Source organism: Pseudomonas sp. DL, assembly GCF_047199225.1.
GTDB classification, from domain to species: domain Bacteria; phylum Pseudomonadota; class Gammaproteobacteria; order Pseudomonadales; family Pseudomonadaceae; genus Pseudomonas; species Pseudomonas aeruginosa.
This window is the reverse complement of record NZ_CP178323.1, coordinates 1,889,366-1,907,432: the sequence shown is the minus strand read 5'-3', so window position 1 is coordinate 1,907,432 and position 18,067 is coordinate 1,889,366. Positions and strand designations below refer to the sequence as shown.

The window sequence follows — 18,067 nt, the reverse complement described above, 5'->3', positions numbered from 1 at the left end:
TCCAGCGTCCTCGTGGTTGTGGTCTAGGCAGTACGAAAGGATTCAGGAGTTCTTCTGGCGATTGCCGTTCAAGGCGGTGACCTTCTCCGCCACCACGCCCGCCGTGCGCACGGCCACGCGCTCGCCGCTCTGCGCGTCGAACAGCAGGACCCGCGCGGGATCGAAGCGCAGGCTCATGCCGCTGCCCGCGGCCGGCGCGACGTCCGGCGCCAGGCGGCAACAGACCTTGACCTGGTTGACGGTGACGAAGACCAGGGTGTCCGGCCCGGTCGGTTCGAGCACCTCGACCTCGGTACGCAGGTCATGGGCAGCGCTGCCATCGCCCAGGGCGATCTGCTCCGGTCGTACGCCGAGGATCAGCTCGCGCCCCTCCTCCAGGCCGGGCTCCAGGCTCAGCGGCAGTTCGATACGGTCCTGGCCGCTATCGAGCAGGCCGGTCCAGCGTCCGTCCCGGCGCTGCAGGCGCAACGGAATGAAATTCATCGGCGGCGAACCGATGAAGCTGGCGACGAACAGGTTGGCCGGGTCGTTGTAGATCTGCTGCGGCGTGCCGAACTGCTGGATGACGCCGTCCTTCATCACCGCCACCTTGTCGCCGAGGGTCATGGCCTCGATCTGGTCGTGGGTGACATACACGGTCGTGGTCTTCAGCCGCTGGTGCATCAGCTTCAGCTCGGTGCGCATTTCCACCCGCAGCTTGGCATCGAGGTTGGACAGCGGCTCGTCGAACAGGTAGACCTTGGGCCGCCGCGCCAGCGCCCGGCCCATGGCCACCCGCTGCTGCTGGCCGCCGGAGAGCTGCGAGGGCTTGCGTTCGAGCAGGTGCTCGATCTGCAACAGCCGGGCCACCCGCGCCACCTCCTCGTCGATGGCGGCCTGGGGCATCTTGCGGATCTTCAGGCCGAAGGCGATGTTCTCGCGCACGCTCATGGTCGGGTACAGGGCGTAGGACTGGAAGACCATGGCGATGTCGCGGTCCTTGGGGCTCATGCCGCTGATGTCCTGGCCGTCCACCAGGATCGCACCGCCGGTGATGCTCTCCAGCCCGGCGATGCAGTTCATCAGGGTCGACTTGCCGCAACCCGAGGGCCCGACGAGGATCAGGAATTCGCCGGAGTCGATCTTCAGCCGGATGTCCCTGAGGGTATCCGCCAGGCCGCTGCCGTAGCTCTTGTGCAGGTTGCGCAGTTCGAGGGTTGCCATGTTTCGTTCGTCTCCGGGGTCAGCGACCCGTCTCAGCCTTTCACGGCGCCGGCGGTGAGGCCGCGCACGAAGTACTTGCCGGCCAGTACGTAGACCACCAGCGTGGGCAGCGCGGCGATCATCGCCGCGGCCATGTCGACGTTGTATTCCTTGACCCCGGTGGTGATGTTCACCAGGTTGTTCAGGGCCACGGTGATCGGTTGCGAATCGCCGCTGGCGAACACCACGCCGAACAGGAAGTCGTTCCAGATCTGGGTGAACTGCCAGATCAGGCAGACCATCACGATGGGCGTGGACATCGGCAGCAGGATGCGCAGGAAGATGGTGAAGAAGCCGGCGCCGTCCAGGCGCGCGGCCTTGACCAGGGCATCCGGGATCGCCACGAAATAGTTGCGGAAGAACAGCGTGGTGAAGGCCAGGCCGTAGATCACGTGGACCAGCACCAGGCCACTGGTGGTATTGGCCAGGCCGAGCTTGCCGAGGGTGAAGGACATCGGCAGGAGGATCACCTGGAACGGCAGGAAGCAGCCGAACAACAGCGCGCCGAAGAACAGCTGGGAACCGCGGAAGCGCCACATCGACAGCACGTAGCCGTTCAACGCGCCGATGAAGGTGGAGATCAGCACGCCGGGCACGGTGATCAGCACCGAGTTCCAGAAGAACGCGCCGACGCTGTCCCAGGCCTTGAGCCAGCCGATGACGGTGAAGGTGTCGGGCAGCGACAGCAGGTTGCCGGTGCGGATGTCGTCCGGCGTCTTGAAGCTGGTCAGCAGCATCACCAGCAGCGGCACCAGGTAAAGCGCGCAGGCGCCCCAGAGGGTCAGGTGCACGGCCAGGCGGCTGACGCTGAAGCTCGGGTTCAGGGACGCGTCACGCATGGCGCTTGCCTCGCAGTTCGGAATACAGGTAAGGCACCACGATCGCCAGTACAGCGCCGAGCATCAGCATCGCGCTCGCCGCGCCGAGCCCCATCTGGCCACGGGTGAAGGTATGCGCATACATGAACATCGCCGGCAGGTCGGAGGAATAACCCGGGCCGCCGGCGGTCATCGCCGCCACCAGGTCGAAGCTCTTGATCGCGATATGGGCGAGGATCATCAGCGCGCTGAAGAACACCGGGCGCAGGCTCGGCAGGACGATGCGCAGGTAGATGGTCGGCAGGCTCGCACCGTCGACCTGGGCGGCGCGCACGATGGCCGGGTCGACCCCGCGCAGGCCGGCGAGGAACAGCGCCATGACGAAGCCGGAGGCCTGCCACACGGCGGCGATCACCAGGCAGTAGACGACCCGCTCCGGGTCCACCAGCCAGTCGAAGCGGAAACCTTCCCAGCCCCAGTCGCGGAGCAGCTTGTCCAGGCCCAGGCCCGGATTGAGCAGCCACTTCCAGGCGGTGCCGGTGACGATCATCGACAACGCCATGGGATACAGGTAGAGGGTGCGGATGAAGCCTTCGCGGCGGATGCGCTGGTCCAGCAGCACTGCGAGGAACACTCCGAGCACCAGGCAGATGGCGATGAACGAGCCGCCGAAGAGCAGCAGGTTCTTGCTCGCCACCCACCAGCGGTCGTTGTCCCACAGGCGCTGGTACTGGCTCAGCCCGGCCCACTTGTAGCTGGGCATGAAGCGCGAGTTGGTGAAGGACAGCAGCAGCGTCCAGCCGATGTAGCCATACATGCAGAACAGCACCACGACCACGCTTGGCGCCAGCACCAGCTTCGGCAGCCAGCCTTGCAGGCGATCGAGTGGCGAGACGCGACGAGGCGCTACCGGAGCCGTGGGATAGACAGGGGAATTGGTCGCCATGCGTTTTCTCGCGTGCGAAGGAACCCACCCGTGCCGCTCGGCGGCACGGAGCCAGTCGGGAGGATCGAGCGGAGCCCTGGCCGGGATCCGCGCCAGGGACTTACTGCGCCGCCGCCTCGATGGCGGCCGCCAGTTGCTGGGCGGCCTTCTGCGGATCCGCGGCGGGGTCGTTGAAGAAGTTGGTCACCACGTCGAAGATCGCCCCCTGCACGTAGCTGGAAGCGGCCATGCTGTGGGCCATGCTCGGCACCAGGTTGCCGTCCTGGGAAGCCTGCTTGAAGTCCTTCATCGACTGCTGGGCGCAACTGTCGAACGGCGCCATGTCGGCGTCCAGGCGAACCGGGATGGAGCCCTTGTTGAGGTTGAAGTCCTTCTGGAAGGACGGGTCGAGCACGCTGCGCGCCAGGTCTTCCTGGGCCTTGCGGTTCTCCGCGTTGCTCAGCTTGAACATCACCAGCGAGTCGATGTTGTAGTCGAAGGCTTTCTGCGTGCCGGGGAACGGCAGGCACTGGTAGTCCTTGCCCGGCACCTTGCCGGCGGCGGTGAACTCGCTCTTCGCCCAGTCGCCCATGATCTGCATCCCGGCCTTGCCGTTGATCACCATCGCCGTGGCGGCGCTCCATTCGCGACCGGCGGCGTCGGCATCGACGTAGCCGCGGAGCTTCTTCAGCGCGGCGAACACCTCGACCATCTGCGCTCCGGTGAGGGTCGCCTTGTCCTGTTCGACGAAGGCCTTGCGATAGCCTTCCGGACCCATCTTGCTCAGCACCAGGTTCTCGAACACGGTGCCGTCCTGCCACGGTTGGCTGCCATGGGCCAGCGGCGTGAAACCGGCGGCCTTGAGCTTGTCGGCGGCGACGAACAGTTCGTCGAGGGTGGTCGGCGGGGTGGCGCCGGCCTTCTTGAACACTTCCGGGTTGATGTAGAGCCAGTTCACCCGGTGTACGTTGATCGGCACTGCTACGTAGTCGCCGTCGTACTTCATGATCTGCGCCACCTGCTTCGGCAGCAGGCTGTCCCACTTGCCTTCGGCGGCCACCGCGTTGAGGTCGGCGAGCAGGCCCAGTTCGCCCCACTCCTGGATATCCGGCCCCTTGATCTGCGCCGCGGCCGGCGGATTGCCGGACACCGCGCGGGTCTTCAGCACGGTCATCGCCGCCTCGCCGCCACCGCCGGCCACGGCGAAGTCCTTCCAGGTGTGGCCCTTGGCTTCGACCAGCTTCTTCAGGGTTTCGGCGGCGCGCTTCTCGCCGGCGGAGGTCCACCAGTGCAGCACTTCGACTTCGCCGGCCTGGGCCAGCAGCGGGGAGAGACAGAGGGAGGAAAGACAGATGACGGCAGAGAGGCGACGGATCGCATTCATGAGGAAAACCTTCTTCTTGTTATTCGGAGCAAGTCTGCGCTTGCAATGCTTCGAGTCTATTCAAGCGTTCCGCGTCGCGGGTAACGAAGCGATCCGGGTTTGTCACGGAGTGGTTACATTGGGATTGAGGCAGAGCAGGAAAATCTGGACTTGAACTCGGCAAGGCGGTTTCGCGACAGAAACCTCCTACAACACGAGAATGACCTCCAGCAGCACCTCCCTGCGCGCCAGCACCTTGTCGTTCCAGAACCGCAGTACCCTGGTCCCCGGCTCTCCAGCCAGGCATCGGCCGGCGAACCCACATGCTGCCCGCCATCCAGTTCGATCACCAGCATCCGCTCATGGCAGACGAAATCGACGATGTACGGCCCGAGAACCTTCTGCCGACGAAACTTCAGCCCGAGCAATCGATGCCCGCGCAAACACTGCCATAGCGCCCGCTCCGCCTCTGTCTGCGGCTGCCGCAGAACGCGGGAGAACCTCGTGCCTGCCCGCCTCGTTCAAGGGCCCACCAAGCCAGCCCATCACTCCAGCCCCAGGCGCGGCAAGCGCAGGCTGACCCGCAGGCCGCCCTCGCGACGGTTCTGCAAACTGACTTCGCCGCCATGGGTGTGCGCGATGTTGCGCGCGATGCCCAGGCCCAGCCCGTAGCCCTGCCCTCGCGGAGACAGACGGAAGCGCGGCTCGAAGATCTGTTCCAGGCGCTGCTCGGGCACGCCGGGGCCGTCGTCGTCGACGTGCAGCACCACCGCTTCCGGCCCGTCCTCCAGGCTCAGGCGGGCGCGTTCGCCGTATTTCAGCGCATTGTCCAGCAGGTTGCCGATACAGCGCTTGAGCGCCAGGGGCTTGCCCGGATAAGGCTCCGCGGCGCGACCGACGACCTCCACCCGGCCATCGGCCAGGTAGGGCTCGGCGATGTGCTGGAGCAACAGGTCGAGGTCGACCGGCTCGACGTTCTCGTGGATATCGGTGTCCTTCACGCACTGCAGCGCGCCCTTCACCAGCAGTTCCAGCTCGTCCAGGTCGCGCCCGAACTTCTCCTGCAAGCGCTCGTCCTCGAGGAGTTCTACCCGCAGGCGCAGGCGGGTGATCGGCGTGCGCAGGTCGTGGGAGATGGCGCTGAACAACTGCCCGCGCTCGTTCAGGTAGCGGTCGATGCGCTCATGCATGGTGTTGAAGGCGCGCGCCACCTCCACCAGTTCGCTGGCGCCGCGCTCCTCCAGCGCTGCCGACGGACTGCCCAGGGCCAGGTCGCGGGCGGCGCGCGCCAGGCGCTTGAGCGGACGGCTCTGCCAATGCATCAGCAAACCGGTGAAAAGCAGCAGCAACAGGCTGGTGAAAACGATCGAGAGCACCTGCTGCGGTTGCAGTCCCTCGGGTTCCAGGCTGACGTACGGCGCCGGCATCAGGCTGGCGATGTACAGCCACTCGCTGTCGCCGATGCGGATCTGGGTCACCAGCACCGGCGGGTTCACCGGCTCCAGGGTCAGCGCGTAGTGCGCCCAGGAACGCGGCAGCTCGTCGAGCTTCAGCGCGCCGTTGAACAGGCGCAGCTCGTCGGGACTGACGAATTCGACCTGCAGCTCGACCTCCTTGCCCAGGCGTTGGTGCAACACGTCCTGGACGATCTCCAGCACCGCCTGCTTGTTCGGCGTGTCCGGCAGGGCACGCATCTCCAGCGGCCGGTCGTTCAGCGAGACGAAGAAGCGCGTACCGCCCATGCTGCGCAACTGGTCGAGCACCAGCGGACGGTAGCCGAGCGGCAGGGAACGGAAGTAGCTGACGCTGGCCGCCATCGAGTAGGCCAGGCTGCGCGAGCTGGTGAGCAGGCCCTCGCGCTGGCTGGAGCGCAGGTGCGACAGCCAGAACAGGCTGGAAAGCCCTTGCGCGACCAGCACCGCGAGCAGGGTCAGGAGCAGCATGCGCCCGAGCAGCGAGCGCGGCACCGGCGACCAGCGCCGCCGTTCGCTCATGGCTGCAGGTGCGGCCGCACCTGCGCCGCCAGCAGGTAGCCACTGCCGCGCACGGTCTGGATCAGCCGCGGCGCCTTGCCGGTGTCGCGCAGGCGCTGGCGCAGGCGGCTGACCGCCATGTCGACGATGCGCTCCAGCGGCAGCACCTCGCGGCCGCGGGTGGCGTTGGCGATGGTGTCGCGGTCGAGGATCTGCTGCGGATGGTCGAGGAACAGCTTGAGCAGGGCGAAATCCGCGCCGCTGAGGAAGAACTCCTCGCCGTCCTCGTGGAACAGTCGGTGGCTGACCGTGTCCAGCCGCCAGTCCTCGAAAGCCAGTACGTCGCCACCGCGCACCTGGGTGAACTGCGCGCGGCGCAGCAGGGCCTTGATCCGCGCCAGCAGCTCGCGCGGGCTGAACGGCTTGCCCAGGTAGTCGTCGGCACCCAGTTCCAGGCCGATCACCCGGTCGGCCTCGTCGGAACTGGCGGTGAGCATGATGATCGGCATGCAGGCCAGGCGCTGGTGGGAGCGAATCCAGCGACAGAGGCTGAAGCCGTCCTCGTCCGGCAGCATCACGTCGAGGATCGCCAGGCTCGCCTCCTCCTCGCACAGCGCCTGGCGGAAGTCGGCGCCCCGCGAGACGCTGCGGACCTGGAAGCCGGCGCGGCTCAGGTAGGTCTCCAGCAATTCGCGGATTTCCTGGTCATCGTCTACCAGCAGGATCGATCGTCCGTTCGCGCTCACGAGGCTCCTCCTTATGCGGTTGCTCGACGCCGACTCAGCCCTCGGCGTCCAGGGCCTGCTGCAGGGCGACCCCGGCGCCGAGCAGGCCCGGATGTTCGGCGGTCATGACCCACACCGGTACGTCCTGCAGGTAAGCGCCGCTAGTCTTGCCACGGCTGGCGAAGGCCTCGGCGAAGCCGCTGGCGATGAAACGCTCGAGGAAACGCGGGACGATGCCGCCGGTAATGTAGACGCCACCGAGCGCGCCGACGGTGAGCACCGCGTTGCCGGCGACCCGCGCCAGCCACAGGAAGAAGTGCTCCAGCACGGCGTCCGCCTGGGCGTCGCCGGCCATGGCCAGGGCACCGACTTCCGCCGCACTGCTCGCGCGTACGGCGACCCCGTCCAGGGCACAGCTGATTTCATAGAGGGCGAGCAGGCCGTTGCCGGACAGTGCGCGCTCGGCGGAGACATGTCCGTAGCGCGCCTGCAGGCCCTGCCAGAGCGCGAAGTCGCGCGGCGAAGTGACCGGCAGGTCGACGTGCCCGCCCTCGCAGGGCAGCACTTCCCAACGTCCCCCGCCCAGCGGCAGCAGGCTGCCGACGCCAAGGCCGGTGCCGGGACCGATGATCAGCCGGGCGCGATCCGCCTGGGCACTGCCGGCGCGGACCTGCACCAGCTCGTCCGCACCTAGCCGCGAGGCGGCCCAGGCCATGGTGCTGAAGTCGTTGACCAGCAGCAGGTGATCCAGCCCCAGCTCCTCGCGGAACGCGGCACGATTGATCACCCAGTGGTTGTTGGTGAAACGGAAATCGGCCGCCCCGACCGGACCGGCGCAGGCCAGGCAGACCGAGTCGATGTTCGCCACCGATTCGCCGATCCGCGCCAGGTAGTCGCGCACGGCCAGTTCAGGCCGCGGGTAGTCGGCGCAGGCGAGCACCTCGATGGATTCCAGGCGCTGCCCGCGCCAGAGCGCGAAACGCGCATTGGTGCCGCCGATATCGCCGACCAGGCCGAGGCCGCCGGCGCTTCTCTTGTTGTCGTTATTCATCGTCGTTGAACCGCAATGCCCCGCGCCAGGGCGGGACGGTCGGCAGATGTTGCCGGAGAGACAGCCGCCAGCCAAGCGCCGGCGGATATCGACCTATCAGAATCAGCGCCAGCCGTTGAGGCTCTCGGTAAAGCTGCAGGCGCCCTCTTCCGCGCTGCTCATGGCGTTGCGCATGAAGGCGAACAGCTCGCGGCCGCAACCGAGATTGCCGTCCTGCGGCGCCGGCTCCAGGCTGCGCGCCTGCCATTCGGCGTCGTCGACCAGCACCCGCAACTCGCCGTTCACCCCATCCACCCGCACCCGGTCGCCGTCGCGCAGGCGCGCCAGCGGACCGCCGGCGATGGCTTCCGGACTCACATGGATGGCCGCGGGCACCTTGCCCGACGCCCCGGACATGCGCCCGTCGGTGACCAGCGCCACCTTGAAGCCACGATCCTGCAGGACCCCGAGGAACGGCGTGAGCTTGTGCAGCTCCGGCATGCCGTTCGCCCGCGGGCCCTGGAAACGCACCACGGCGACCAGGTCGCGCTCCAGCTCGCCGGCCTTGAAGGCCGCGGCCAGGCTGGCCTGGTCGTGGAAGATCCGTACCGGCGCCTCGACCACCTGGTGTTCCGGCGCCACCGCCGAAACCTTCATCACGCCGCGACCGAGGTTGCCCTCCATCAGGCGCAAGCCGCCTTCGGCGGAGAACGGCTTGTCCAGCGGACGCAGGATGGCTTCGTCGAGACTCCGTTCCGGCCCTTCGCGCCAGACCAGCCGGCCATCCTCGAGGAACGGCTCGCGGGTGTAGCGGCGCAGGCCGGGGCCGGCGACGGTCTGTACGTCCTCGTGAAGCAGCCCGCCGTCGAGCAGTTGGCGGATCAGGAAGGACATGCCGCCGGCCGCCTGGAAGTGGTTGATGTCGGCCTGGCCGTTCGGATAGATGCGCGCCAGGGTCGGCACCACATGGGACAGCTCGGACATGTCCTGCCAGGTCAACTGGATGCCCGCCGCCTGGGCGATCGCCAGCAGGTGCAGGGTGTGGTTGGTCGAGCCGCCGGTGGCGAGCAGCGCCACCACCGAGTTGACGATGGCCTTCTCGTCGACGATCTCCGCCATCGGCACGTAGTTGCCGTTCTCGGGGGTCAGCCGGCTGGCCTGGCGTGCCGCTTCGCGGGTGAGTTCGTCGCGCAGGGGGGTGTTCGGGTTGACGAAGGAGGCACCGGGCAAGTGCAGGCCCATCACCTCCACCAGCAACTGGTTGGTATTGGCGGTGCCATAGAAGGTGCAGGTGCCGGGTGCATGGTAGGAGGCCATTTCCGAGGCCAGCAGCTCTTCGCGAGTGGCCTTGCCCTCGGCGAACAGTTGGCGCACCGCGGCCTTTTCCTTGTTGGAGATGCCGGTCGGCATCGGCCCGGCCGGGACGAACACGGTGGGCAGGTGGCCGAAGCGCAGCGAGCCGATCAGCAGGCCCGGCACGATCTTGTCGCAAACACCCAGGCACAGCGCTGCATCGAACATGTTGTGAGACAGCGCGATGGCGGTGGACATGGCGATCACGTCGCGGCTGGCCAGCGACAGTTCCATGCCCGGCTCGCCCTGGGTCACCCCGTCGCACATGGCCGGCACGCCGCCGGCGAACTGGCCGACCGAACCGATCTCGTGCAGCGCCTGCTTGATCAGCCCCGGAAAGCGCTCGAACGGCTGGTGCGCCGAGAGCATGTCGTTGTAGGCGGAAACGATGGCCACGTTGGCCTGGTTCATCAGCCGCAGGGTCTGCTTGTCGCTTTCGCCACAGGCCGCGACCCCGTGGGCGAGGTTGCCGCACGGCAGGGTGCCGCGGTGCGGCCCCTTGCTGGCCGCAGCCCGGACCATCTCGAGGTAGCGCTGGCGAGTGGCCGCGCTACGGGCCTGGATGCGGCGGGTGACTTCGAGCACACGAGGGTGCATGGCAGATTCTCCTACAGACTATCAATTGTTGTTTTTACAACATAATCATCGGTTGAAGGATGTTTACTTTTCTTTCTGGACGAAATGTAATGGTTTTTACCACAACAATAGAAAAGAGACGACCTCATTATGACTATCCGCCTGGCCATCAACGGCTTCGGTCGCATCGGCCGAAACGTTCTTCGCGCCCTGTATACCGGCCACTACCGCGAACAGTTGCAGGTAGTGGCGATCAATGACCTCGGCGACGCCGCGGTCAACGCCCACCTGTTCCAGTACGACAGCGTCCATGGACGCTTTCCCGGCGAGGTCGAGCACGATGCCGAAAGCCTGCGGGTGATGGGCGACCGCATCGCCGTCAGCGCCATCCGCAACCCGGCGGAACTGCCCTGGAAGAGCCTCGGCGTGGACATCGTGCTCGAGTGCACGGGGCTCTTCACCAGCCGCGACAAAGCCGCTGCCCACCTGCAGGCCGGCGCCGGCAAGGTGCTGATCTCGGCGCCCGGCAAGGACGTCGACGCCACCGTGGTCTACGGCGTCAACCACGAGGTGCTGCGCGCCTCCCATCGGATCGTCTCGAACGCCTCCTGCACCACCAACTGCCTGGCACCGGTGGCCCAGGTGCTGCATCGCGAGCTGGGCATCGAGCACGGCCTGATGACCACCATCCATGCCTACACCAACGACCAGAACCTCTCCGACGTGTACCACCCGGACCTGTACCGCGCACGTTCGGCGACCCAGTCGATGATCCCCACCAAGACCGGCGCCGCCGAGGCGGTCGGCCTGGTCCTGCCGGAACTCGCCGGCAAGCTTACCGGGCTGGCGGTGCGGGTGCCGGTGATCAACGTGTCGCTGGTCGATCTCACCGTGCAGGTGGCCCGGGATACCAGCGTAGACGAGGTCAACCGCCTGCTGCGCGAGGCCAGCGAGGGCTCTCCGGTGCTCGGCTACAACACCCAGCCGCTGGTGTCGGTGGATTTCAATCACGACCCGCGCTCGTCGATCTTCGACGCCAACCACACCAAGGTCAGCGGCCGGCTGGTCAAGGCGATGGCCTGGTACGACAACGAGTGGGGCTTCTCCAACCGCATGCTGGACAGCGCCCTGGCGCTGGCCGCCGCCCGCGACTGACGCGCCTCAGCGGAACTTGCGCCGACCGCGCGCCTGCAACGCCAGCAGGCGCAGGTCGGCCTCGGCGAGGATCAGTCGCTGCTCGGCCTTGTCCGCGCGCTTCCAGGCACGGATTTCCTGGCGCGTACGCCCGCAGCCACGGCACACGTCGGCATCGAACTCACAGATATTGATGCAAGGACTTTTCAAGCGTTCCCCCTTTTTCGGCGCGGACCGCAACCGGTCCTCGCCCGTCACTTCACGACAGGCGGCGGGCCGGCGTCCAGGAGGGAATGACTATCGGGCCGATCGAGCGGCCCGCGGTCACTCGGCCTCGGCGTCGCGCAGGCTTTCGTAGGCAGGCGCGGCATAGATGCCGGCCTCGACGCAGAGCGCCATGACCCGCGGCAGGTCCTGGGTATAGACCAGCACCGCCTGCAACTCGTCGTCCAGCGGCTCGCTGAAATCCACCAGCACGTAGCCGCCCTTTTCCGGATACATGCTGCTCAGTTGCACCTGGATACGGTTGAGGGCGACCAGCGGCTCGGTCTTGAGCAACTGCTTCGGCTTGATGTTGAACGCCACGTCCTTGCCGAAGGAGGCGACGATCCGGGCGAACAGCTCGGCATAGGTGTCGGCCTGGAACAGCACGATATCCGGCAGGCTACCGACCACCACCCACTCGCCGAGCGGGATCGGGAAGCTGTCGTCGTAGTTGATATCCGGGTTGGCGGCGAGGAACCCTGCCGGATCGGCATAGGCCTGGGCCGCCTCGTCGGCGATCCGCCGGATCTCCTCGGCGCCCATGCAGCCGGTGCTGATGAGGGTGATCAGTTCGTTCAGGGTCTCTTTCATGGGCGGGTTCCAGGGTCGATGAAACGGAGCGGGCCGGCCTCGCCGGCGCGGCCGGATGAATTCTACAGGGTGGAACGACGGTCAGCGGCGCGGCCAGTCGTCGTCGGCGTCCAGTGCCTCGCGCTCCTCGCGCATGGCCTCCGCCAGGGCGCGCTCCTCGTCATCGGGATCGGCGCCCGCGACAGCCTCCGCGACGGCAGGCTCGACGGCTTGCTCCGCGACCACGGGAATCGGCCCAGCCGCTGGCTCGGCGGACTCGTCGCCCTGCTCCGAGGGCTCCGGAGGGTCGAGCAGGTCGTCGAAGTCGGTCTTCAGGCCCTGCTCCATCTCGTCCAGTTCCAGCAGCAGGCTGCGGAAGCTGGTTTCCTCGCGCGGCTTCTCCGGCTCGCCGGCCTCCCCCTCGATCTCCTCGAGGCTTTCCCCGGCCTCGGCGATGGCGCGATCGGCCAGGGCCTGGATCGAGGCAGGAATCGCATCCTCGTCGAGATCGTCGCGCGGCGGCTGCGCCGCGGGCGCCACTTCGACCGGCGGTTCCGGCTCGGGCTCCATCTCGCGCAGCGCCGACAGCGGCGGCAGCTCGTCGAGGCTCTTCAGGTTGAAATAATCGAGGAACGCCTTGGTAGTCGCCAGCATCGCCGGGCGCCCCGGCACCTCGCGGTAGCCAACGATGCGGATCCACTCCCGCTCCATCAGCGTCTTGACGATCTGGGTGTTCACCGCCACGCCGCGGATCTCCTCGATCTCGCCACGGGTGATCGGCTGGCGGTAGGCGATCAGCACCAGGGTTTCCAGCAGCGCGCGCGAATAGCGCTGCGGACGCTCCTCCCAGAGGCGGCCGACCCACGGCGAGAAACGCTCGCGAATCTGCAGGCGATACCCGGACGCGACTTCCTTCAGCTCGAAGGAGCGCCCCGCGCAGGACAGTGCCAGGATCGCCAGGGCGTCGCGGAACTGCCCCGGCTCCGGCCGCTCTGCCTCGTCGAACAGCTCGGCCAGGCGTTCCAGCGACAGCGGCTTGCCGGCCGCGAGGAGGATGCCTTCGAGCAGGGTGGCGAGTTCGTGGGGATCGGACAGGTTCATCGTCGCAACGGATACCGGAGCCAGGAAGAGGGAAAGATAGCGGAATCGGGCATGCAGCTTAACAGGCCACGGCAGGGAGCGAAGCCGGAAGCTCGGAAAAGGCGACCGTCCGCAGGAGGACGAACGGCCAGCGGCGCGCTCACTCGAAATCGTCTTCCAGGGCTTCCTCCAGGGTTTCGCCTTCCTCCGCTTCGCGGGCTATCCGCAGGCGCACATGGATGGCGCCGAAAGCCTCGTTCTGCACCAGTTCCACCATCTGCTCCTTGACCAGTTCGAGGATCGCCATGAAGGTGACCACCACGCCGAGCTTGCCCTCCTCCAGGGTGAACAACTGGATGAAGGGCACGAAGGCGCCGCCTTTCAGGCGCTCCAGCACTTCGCTCATGCGTTCGCGGGTGGACAGTACCTCGCGGGTCACCTGGTGGCTCTCGAACAGGTCGGCGCGGCGCAGCATCTCGCCCATCACCAGCATCAGCTCCTGCAGCGCCAGCTCCGGCAGCAGCTTGCGCGCCCGCGCCTCGGGAGCAGCCACCGCCGGCACCAGCACGTCGCGGCCGACCCGGGGCAGTTCGTCGAGGTCTTCGGCGGCCCTCTTGAACCGTTCGTACTCCTGCAGGCGGCGGATCAGCTCGGCCCGTGGATCTTCCTCTTCCTCCTCGGCTTCCGCCGAGCGCGGCAGCAACATGCGCGACTTGATCTCCGCCAGCATCGCCGCCATCACCAGGTACTCGGCGGCCAGCTCCAGGCGCACCGCCTTCATCAGCTCGACATAGCCCATGTACTGGCGGGTGATTTCCGCCACCGGGATATCCAGGATGTCGATGTTCTGCTTGCGGATCAGGTACAGCAGCAGGTCGAGCGGGCCCTCGAAGGCCTCGAGGAAGACCTCCAGCGCGTCCGGCGGGATATAGAGGTCCTGCGGCAGCTCGGTGACCGCCTCGCCGTAGACCAGCGCCAGTTGCAGCGGCACCCGCTCGGCGGCGGGTTCGGCTGGAGGGGTGTCGGCGTTGGCCGGGTTATCGTCCTGCATCGCTAGGCTCGTGGTGGGCGGATTCGGGCGGCGCTCAGGCCGGCTGCATGAACGGCGCCGGATCGCCGCAACCCACGCGGATCACTTCGGGATCGGTGTCGGTCAGGCTGATCACGGTGGAGGCCTCGCCGCCGCCATAGCCCCCGTCCACGATCAGGTCGACCTGGTGTTCCAGTACCTGGCGCATTTCATAGGGATCGTTCAGTGGCTCGCCGCTGCCGGGCATGATCAGGCTCACGCTCATCAGCGGTTCGCCCAGTTCCTCCAGCAGCGCCCGGGCGATCGGACAGTTCGGCACGCGCAGGCCGATGGTGCGGCGCTTGGGGTGCAGGAGCATGCGCGGCACCTCGCGGGTGGCGCTGAGGATGAAGGTGTAGGGACCGGGGGTGTGCGCCTTGAGCAGGCGGAACAGGCCGGTGTCGACCTTGGCATAGACGCCCAGCTCGGAAAGGTCGCGGCAGACCAGGGTGAAGTTGTGCTTGTCGTCCAGTTGGCGGATGCGGCGGATGCGATCCACCGCGGTCTTTTCGCCGATGCGGCAGCCCAGGGCATAGGACGAGTCGGTGGGATAGACGATCACCCCACCCTGGCGGACAATTTCCACCGCCTGCTTGACCAGCCGCGGCTGGGGATTTTCCGGATGGATCTGGAAGAACTGGCTCATTCGGCCCCCTTGGCTTCGGAATGACGTTCGGTATCGCGAAAATGCCTGGCGAAACGCGGCCACATGGCCGGAAGGTCCTCTGGAACCGCACGGTACATGCCCAGTTCGGACCAGTCGCCCGGCGCGTGGAAATCGCTGCCGGCGGTGACCATCAGGCCGAACTCGCGGGCCAGGATCGACAGGGTACCGACCTGTTCGGCCGGCTGCACGCCATTGACCACCTCGATGGCGTGTCCGCCGGCCTGGAGAAAGTCGGCGACCAGGCGCCGGCGCTTGGTCCGGGTGAAATCATAATGATACGGGTGCGCCAGGCTGATCCAGGCGCGCGCCTCGCGCAGGCAGCCGACCACTTCCTCCAGGGTCGGCCAGTGCTGCTTGACGTCTCCCAGCTTGCCGGCCCCCAGCCACTTGCGGAACGCGTCGGCGCGATCCTTGACCCAGCCGCCCTGGACCAGGAACTCGGCGAAATGCGGCCGCGCCGGCGCGTTGCCGCTGTCGCCCAGGGCCTGCTGGATCGCCCGCGCGCCCTCCAGCGCACCGGGCATACCCTTGGCCGCAAGCCGCCGGTCGATTTCCTCGGCGCGCGCCCAGCGGCCCCGGTGCAGGGCTTCGGTCGCCTGGCGCAGGGGAGCGGCGTCGAGGTCGAAACCGTAGCCCAGCACATGAATGGTGGCACCGCCCCAGGTGCAGGACAGCTCGACACCGTTGACCAGTTCGATACCGAGTCGAGCGGCCGCCTGGTGGGCTTCCGGCAGGCCTTCCAGGGTGTCGTGGTCGGTCAGCGCCAGCAGCCCGACGCCTTTCTCGTGGGCCCGCTGCACCAGGGCGGCGGGCGCGAGCACGCCATCGGAGGCGGTACTGTGGCAATGCAGATCGACACGCATGGCTGAATCCTGATTCCAGTGAAGAATGGTGATGAAGCAACGCCGATTCGCTGCCTCGCGGTATCGAGACGTACCGTTCATGGGTCCGGGGAGCCTGCTCCACCTGGCGAATGCGCCTGCGGCACAGGCCTGACGCATTCGGAAAGACAGGATGACTGTTTCAGAACATCCAGAGGTTGCTATTATGCCGTTTCAACCGTGTCCTGACTGCCACCATGAAGCAATTCATCGATTTCATCCCACTGATCCTGTTCTTCATCGTCTACAAGATAGACCCTCAGAACGTCGAGTTCGCCGGGTTCAATCTGAGTGGCATCTACGGCGCGACCGCGACCCTGATCCTCGCCTCGGTGATCGTCTACGGCGCCCTCTGGCTCAAGCACCGCCACCTGGAAAAGAGCCAGTGGTTCACCCTCGGCGCCTGCCTGGTCCTCGGCGGCCTGACCCTGGCCTTCCACGAGGACACCTTCCTCAAATGGAAGGCGCCGCTGGTCAACTGGCTGTTCGCCCTGGCCTTCGCCGGCAGTCACTTCATCGGCGACAAGCCGATGATCCAGCGCATCATGGGCCATGCCATCCAGTTGCCGCAGGGCCTCTGGGTGCGCCTGAACATCGCCTGGGTGGTGTTCTTCCTGGTGTGCGGCTTCGCCAACCTGTACGTGGTCTTCACCTATCCGAACTTCTGGGTGGACTTCAAGGTGTTCGGCAGCCTCGGCATGACCTTGCTGTTCCTGATCGGCCAGGGCCTGTTCCTGGCTCGCCACCTGCACGACGCCGATACCGGCGAAAAGCCCAAGGACTGACATGCTCTACGCGATCATCGCCCGTGACATCCCCGCTTCCCAGGAACGCCGCCTGGCCAGCCGCCCGGCCCACCTGGCCCGTCTCGAACAGCTGAAGGAAGAAGGCCGCCTGGTACTCGCCGGCCCGCACCCGGCGATCGACAGCAACGACCCGGGCGCCGCCGGCTTCACCGGCAGCCTGATCGTCGCCGAATTCGATTCGCTGGCCGCGGCGCAGAGCTGGGCCGAGGCCGATCCCTACCGGGCCGCCGGGGTGTACGCCGAGGTGGTGGTCAAGCCGTTCAAGAAAGTCCTGCCCTGAGGCAGTCGCCGGGTACCGGCGGCCGGCCCGGTCGCCCTCCCGGCAAACGTTTTCGCACCGGACGCCGCTTTCCGGTGCCCGCCGCAGCGCAACCAGGCCGGCCCGGCGCTTTCGCCAAGCCGGAAGGGCGAACCGGAAGACAGTGCAATCCGTCGCTTCATCGGTACAAGGAGTCATGATGCGTCCATCCGCTGCCCATTGCCTGCTGCTGAGCCTGGGAGCTTCCCTGGCCCTGGCCGAGGAACCCGCGCCGGCACCGATTCCAGCCGCGCAGCCTTCCATTACGCAGGCTACCGCCGAACTGGAGCGCCGCCTGGTGGAAACGGAACGCCAGCGCGACGAACTGGTCAGTCGTATGCGCCAGGAGAACCGCCAGTTGCGCGAGCAGCTGCAGGCGGCCCAGGCGCAGCGGCAACCGCCGCTGCTCACGGAAGAGCAGACCTGGTATGTCGCCGGCGCCGCCACGGCCCTGCTCGCGTTCGTCCTCGGTGCCCTGAGCCGCGGCCGCCGGCGACAGCGACGCGAATGGATCAATTGAGCGACACTCGATGAGCGAACTGCTGTTGATCGACGATGACCGGGAGCTCTGCGAGCTGCTCGGTACCTGGCTGGTCCAGGAAGGTTTCTCCGTGCGTGCCAGCCACGACGGCGCCCAGGCCCGTCGCGCCCTCGCCGAGCAGACACCGGATGCCGTGGTGCTCGACGTGATGCTGCCGGACGGTAGCGGCCTGGAACTGCTCAAGCAACTGCGCGGCGACCATCCCGACCTGCCGGTGCTGATGCTGTCCGCCCGCGGCGAGCCGCTGGACCGCATCCTCGGTCTGGAACTGGGCGCCGACGACTACCTGGCCAAGCCCTGCGACCCGCGCGAACTCACCGCACGGCTGCGCGCCGTGCTGCGGCGAACCCACCCGGCGCAACCCAGCGCGCAGATGCAACTGGGCGACCTGTCGCTGAACCTGACGCGCGGCGTGGCGCAGATCGACGGCCAGGAGATCAGCCTGACCCTTTCCGAAAGCCGCATCCTCGAAGCGCTCCTGCGCCAGCCCGGCGAGCCGCTGGACAAGCAGGCCCTGGCGCAACTGGCGCTGGGCCGCAAGCTGACCCTCTACGACCGCAGCCTGGACATGCACGTCAGCAACCTGCGCAAGAAGCTCGGCAGCCACCCCGACGGCAGCCCGCGCATCCTCGCCCTGCGCGGCCGCGGCTACTACTACAGCCACTGAGCGGGTTTCGTCAGCCCGCCGACACAAGGTCTTTACCCAAGCTTTACTCAGGGCTGACCGCGCTTGACCTTGACCTCCCTAGACT

General features: G+C 67.0%; 20 protein-coding genes. 5 read left to right on the top strand and 15 right to left on the bottom strand.

The window, feature by feature from the left end; translation table 11 throughout:
* Window positions 1–42 precede the first annotated feature (42 nt).
* From ACI766_RS08965 to edd, 9 genes are all read right to left on the bottom strand, one after another.
* A complete protein-coding gene (locus tag ACI766_RS08965) occupies window positions 43–1,203 on the bottom strand; it encodes an ABC transporter ATP-binding protein (RefSeq protein ID WP_003119710.1) in 1,161 nt (386 codons plus the stop codon).
* Between the two features lie 32 nt (window positions 1,204–1,235).
* Window positions 1,236–2,081, bottom strand: coding sequence for a carbohydrate ABC transporter permease (locus ACI766_RS08960; RefSeq protein WP_003091470.1), 846 nt, complete (start codon window positions 2,079–2,081; stop codon window positions 1,236–1,238).
* Window positions 2,074–3,006 (bottom strand): carbohydrate ABC transporter permease, encoded by a 933-nt coding sequence (locus ACI766_RS08955; RefSeq protein WP_003091471.1) that lies wholly within the window; start codon window positions 3,004–3,006, stop codon window positions 2,074–2,076. Before ACI766_RS08955 ends, ACI766_RS08960 begins: the two co-directional genes overlap by 8 nt.
* 100 nt (window positions 3,007–3,106) lie before the next feature.
* Window positions 3,107–4,369: an ABC transporter substrate-binding protein gene (locus ACI766_RS08950; protein ID WP_003091472.1), complete on the bottom strand. Its 1,263-nt coding sequence runs from the start codon at window positions 4,367–4,369 to the stop codon at window positions 3,107–3,109.
* 113 nt (window positions 4,370–4,482) lie between these two features.
* Entirely contained in the window at window positions 4,483–4,836 is a 354-nt protein-coding gene (locus ACI766_RS08945) for an endonuclease domain-containing protein (RefSeq protein ID WP_305954495.1), read from the bottom strand.
* Between the two features lie 57 nt (window positions 4,837–4,893).
* Complete coding sequence (gtrS, locus tag ACI766_RS08940) at window positions 4,894–6,315, bottom strand: two-component system sensor histidine kinase GtrS (protein WP_003116410.1); 1,422 nt, start codon at window positions 6,313–6,315, stop codon at window positions 4,894–4,896.
* A gap of 23 nt (window positions 6,316–6,338) precedes the next feature.
* Window positions 6,339–7,067 (bottom strand): two-component system response regulator GltR, encoded by a 729-nt coding sequence (gene gltR, locus ACI766_RS08935; protein WP_003091475.1) that lies wholly within the window; start codon window positions 7,065–7,067, stop codon window positions 6,339–6,341.
* 34 nt (window positions 7,068–7,101) lie between these two features.
* Complete coding sequence (locus tag ACI766_RS08930; protein WP_003114838.1) at window positions 7,102–8,097, bottom strand: glucokinase; 996 nt, start codon at window positions 8,095–8,097, stop codon at window positions 7,102–7,104.
* Between the two features lie 102 nt (window positions 8,098–8,199).
* Complete coding sequence (gene edd / locus ACI766_RS08925; protein ID WP_003091478.1) at window positions 8,200–10,026, bottom strand: phosphogluconate dehydratase; 1,827 nt, start codon at window positions 10,024–10,026, stop codon at window positions 8,200–8,202.
* A 129-nt stretch (window positions 10,027–10,155) separates the two neighbouring features.
* Here edd and gap point away from each other — a divergent pair, with 129 nt between their 5' ends.
* Window positions 10,156–11,160, top strand: a complete 1,005-nt coding sequence (gap, locus tag ACI766_RS08920; RefSeq protein WP_003091480.1) for a type I glyceraldehyde-3-phosphate dehydrogenase — start codon at window positions 10,156–10,158, stop codon at window positions 11,158–11,160.
* A gap of 6 nt (window positions 11,161–11,166) precedes the next feature.
* Here gap and ACI766_RS08915 read toward each other — a convergent pair whose 3' ends face one another.
* The 6 genes from ACI766_RS08915 to ACI766_RS08890 all read right to left on the bottom strand — a co-directional run bounded on the left by ACI766_RS08915 (window position 11,167) and on the right by ACI766_RS08890 (window position 15,652).
* Complete coding sequence (locus ACI766_RS08915; RefSeq protein ID WP_003091481.1) at window positions 11,167–11,349, bottom strand: DUF1289 domain-containing protein; 183 nt, start codon at window positions 11,347–11,349, stop codon at window positions 11,167–11,169.
* A gap of 114 nt (window positions 11,350–11,463) precedes the next feature.
* On the bottom strand, window positions 11,464–11,994 hold the full coding sequence (locus tag ACI766_RS08910; protein WP_003114836.1) for a hypothetical protein: 531 nt from the start codon (window positions 11,992–11,994) through the stop codon (window positions 11,464–11,466).
* An 81-nt stretch (window positions 11,995–12,075) separates the two neighbouring features.
* Window positions 12,076–13,074 (bottom strand): SMC-Scp complex subunit ScpB, encoded by a 999-nt coding sequence (gene scpB, locus ACI766_RS08905; protein ID WP_003114835.1) that lies wholly within the window; start codon window positions 13,072–13,074, stop codon window positions 12,076–12,078.
* 139 nt (window positions 13,075–13,213) lie between these two features.
* Window positions 13,214–13,966 (bottom strand): segregation and condensation protein A, encoded by a 753-nt coding sequence (locus tag ACI766_RS08900; protein ID WP_073624860.1) that lies wholly within the window; start codon window positions 13,964–13,966, stop codon window positions 13,214–13,216.
* Between the two features lie 172 nt (window positions 13,967–14,138).
* Window positions 14,139–14,768: an L-threonylcarbamoyladenylate synthase gene (locus tag ACI766_RS08895; protein WP_003091486.1), complete on the bottom strand. Its 630-nt coding sequence runs from the start codon at window positions 14,766–14,768 to the stop codon at window positions 14,139–14,141.
* Window positions 14,765–15,652 carry a PHP domain-containing protein gene (locus tag ACI766_RS08890; RefSeq protein WP_003114833.1) on the bottom strand — a complete coding sequence of 296 codons (888 nt, stop codon included), beginning with the start codon at window positions 15,650–15,652 and terminating at the stop codon, window positions 14,765–14,767. Before ACI766_RS08890 ends, ACI766_RS08895 begins: the two co-directional genes overlap by 4 nt.
* Window positions 15,653–15,867: 215 nt before the next feature.
* Between ACI766_RS08890 and ACI766_RS08885 the strand changes: the two genes are divergently transcribed.
* From ACI766_RS08885 to ACI766_RS08870, 4 genes are all read left to right on the top strand, one after another.
* On the top strand, window positions 15,868–16,455 hold the full coding sequence (locus ACI766_RS08885; protein ID WP_003091488.1) for a septation protein A: 588 nt from the start codon (window positions 15,868–15,870) through the stop codon (window positions 16,453–16,455).
* 1 nt (window position 16,456) lies between these two features.
* Window positions 16,457–16,756 carry a YciI family protein gene (locus tag ACI766_RS08880; RefSeq protein ID WP_003091489.1) on the top strand — a complete coding sequence of 100 codons (300 nt, stop codon included), beginning with the start codon at window positions 16,457–16,459 and terminating at the stop codon, window positions 16,754–16,756.
* Window positions 16,757–16,931: 175 nt separating this feature from the next.
* Window positions 16,932–17,294: a hypothetical protein gene (locus ACI766_RS08875; RefSeq protein ID WP_003114832.1), complete on the top strand. Its 363-nt coding sequence runs from the start codon at window positions 16,932–16,934 to the stop codon at window positions 17,292–17,294.
* A gap of 10 nt (window positions 17,295–17,304) precedes the next feature.
* A complete protein-coding gene (locus ACI766_RS08870) occupies window positions 17,305–17,982 on the top strand; it encodes a response regulator transcription factor (RefSeq protein WP_003091491.1) in 678 nt (225 codons plus the stop codon).
* The last annotated feature ends 85 nt before the right edge of the window (window positions 17,983–18,067 follow it).